The sequence below is a fragment of the Henriciella sp. genome (genome assembly GCF_049649345.1).
Taxonomy (GTDB): Bacteria; Pseudomonadota; Alphaproteobacteria; order Caulobacterales; family Hyphomonadaceae; genus Henriciella.
In genome coordinates this window covers 1-2,128 of the sequence record NZ_JBARZC010000239.1, presented here as the reverse complement: position 1 = coordinate 2,128, position 2,128 = coordinate 1, and the positions used below count along the sequence as shown (strand labels likewise).

Below are 2,128 nucleotides of genomic sequence, written 5' to 3'. Positions count from 1 at the left end.
GATTTCCAGCTCGCCATTGCAGAAGACAAGGTGCCCTCGACCGGCGCGCCGGACCCGTACATGCACGTCTTCCTCGATGCCGGGAATGGCAATGTGCTCGCCTTTTTCGAGCTGCCGACCAAGCCCGACATGGACCGCGACCGCAATACGCCCGAATGGGTCCAGCATATCGCCTTCAAGGTCGAGACGATGGACGATCTGATGAACGCCAAGGCGCGCGCCGAGAGCCGCGGGCTGGACGTCATCGGGCCGACCCATCACGGCATCTTCAAGTCGATCTATTTCTTCGACCCGAACGGGCACCGCCTCGAACTCGCCTGCAATATCGGCACGCCCGAGCAGATGAGCGAGCTGAAATCGGTCGCCTATGACATGCTGGACGAGTGGTCGCGCACGAAGAAAGCGCCAAGGCATGCGGCCTGGCTGCATGAGAAGATTGCGGAGGAGAGCTGAGGCTTTTTTGTGTCGCGCAATAATCTAGAAGGCCGCTTCGTCGGGAGCGACCTTTTGTTTTGGCCTGAACGCAAAAAGACAGATCCCCGATCTCCCCGGCGAAGGCCGGGGCCGCGGGACATTAGGTGGGAGACTTGCTGCAGGAAATCCCGGCCTGCGCCGGGATGATCGGTTTTTGCAAAGGCTCAAGCATTCGTATGCATTGCCGTCTTCCACGTGCCGCCATCATTCACCAGCACCTGTGTGGCGGTGGCTTTGCTGGTCTGACCATCGGATTCAGCGGTGTATTCGACCGTGGTGAGGATCATGTCGCCCTGCTTCTTCTGGTAGACGGTGCGCACCTCCTGCAGCGTCCAGCCCTGTGAGAAGATGGCTTTCAGGAGGTCGCCAATGGCTGGCTTTCCGATCGCCGTGACCTCGGCGACCATGACGCCATCATCGCAATAAAGATCGAGAATTTCGTCCGAGCCCCAGGCGCTGCGATAGCGCTGATTGAAGGCTTCGACGACGGACAAGCTATCTTCACTCATTCTGCAAATACCCCTGAGACGCGAATAATTTCTGTCATTATCGCGCGAGGGGAGCAAGAGGAGGCGGGTTACGCTTGGGTAAGTGTTGACCAGAGCGCCGCGCAGGCCGCCTCGAAAGCCGGCCAGTCATCTGAGCGGAGCGCGCTTATTTGCGCCTCGATCTGCGCGTCGGTGATGGCGTGGGATATCGTGCCCGGATGAACGGCGCAGCGCCCGTCCGGGCCGGCGATGAGGGTCTCCTCACCGCGCACGATCAGGAGGCAAGTCTCAGCTGTGGCCTGCGTGCGCGCCGCCTCGATCAGATTATCCGCACTGTCCACCAAGTCATTGTCACTTAACGTTTTTATCGGAGCGGCATGGCTGGAGCCGCGTGCGTCTCCCGCCCGGATGTCCGGGCCAAGCTCGACCACATCACGCGGCACGGGCACGCCAATATCCTCGACAATGACACGGCCGCACAGCCTGCGCCCCGGCGAGAGGATATGGGCGTAGCGATAGGCGGCAAATGTGACGGTGAGGTCTGCGCTGAAACAGGGCCCGACCGGCCTTGCGCTCTGCCCGTCGAGACCTGAAGGGACATCGACGCTGACGATCTTTCCGGTCCGGGCTGTGAGGCTTGCCAGGGTGCCTTCGAGCGGGCGCGAGAGGCCACCTCCGAAGAGAGCGTCGAGCGTGATGGAGGAAGGGTCGGAGAGGGCCTCGTCGAGCAGCTCTACCTCGCCGCCCCAGAGCGTTGTAGCTTTCGCGACATCCCCGGAAAGCTCGCCCACCGGGTTCATCGAATAAACGCGCACCGTGCGCCCGTGCCGGCGCAGCTCGTCGGCTGCAACGAACCCGTCCCCGCCATTGCCGCCCGTCCCGCAGAGCACAGCGATGTCGCCATCCGGAAAAGCCTCGTGGCAATGGCGCCCGACCGCGCGGCCCGCAACCTCCATGAGGTCGAAACTGTCTGTGCCGGCATCGAAGAGCGCCTGTTCGGCATCATACATTTGCTGCGGCGTGATGATGGCTTGGCTCATCGTGCCAATGTGAGCGCGCGGAGCGGGGAAGTCGATGGGGTGGACGCTTGCTCTCGCCTGACATGCGTTGCAATCATGGCGGCCGGCAGCGGCAGGGAGCGCCATGGCAGAGGCGAAGAGAAAGTT

Annotated in this window: 3 protein-coding genes; 1 reads left to right on the top strand and 2 read right to left on the bottom strand. The window is 62.1% G+C overall.

From position 1 onward, the window contains the following. The coding region (locus WA989_RS06155; protein ID WP_424339627.1) for a VOC family protein at window positions 1-453 on the top strand (453 nt) is incomplete at its 5' end. A 185-nt stretch (window positions 454-638) separates the two neighbouring features. Here WA989_RS06155 and WA989_RS06150 read toward each other — a convergent pair. Next, a complete protein-coding gene (locus WA989_RS06150; protein WP_424339626.1) occupies window positions 639-983 on the bottom strand; it encodes a YybH family protein in 345 nt (114 codons plus the stop codon). A gap of 68 nt (window positions 984-1,051) precedes the next feature. Beyond that, window positions 1,052-2,128: NAD(P)H-hydrate epimerase (locus WA989_RS06145; protein ID WP_424339625.1), on the bottom strand; the 1,077-nt coding region annotated here is incomplete at its 5' end.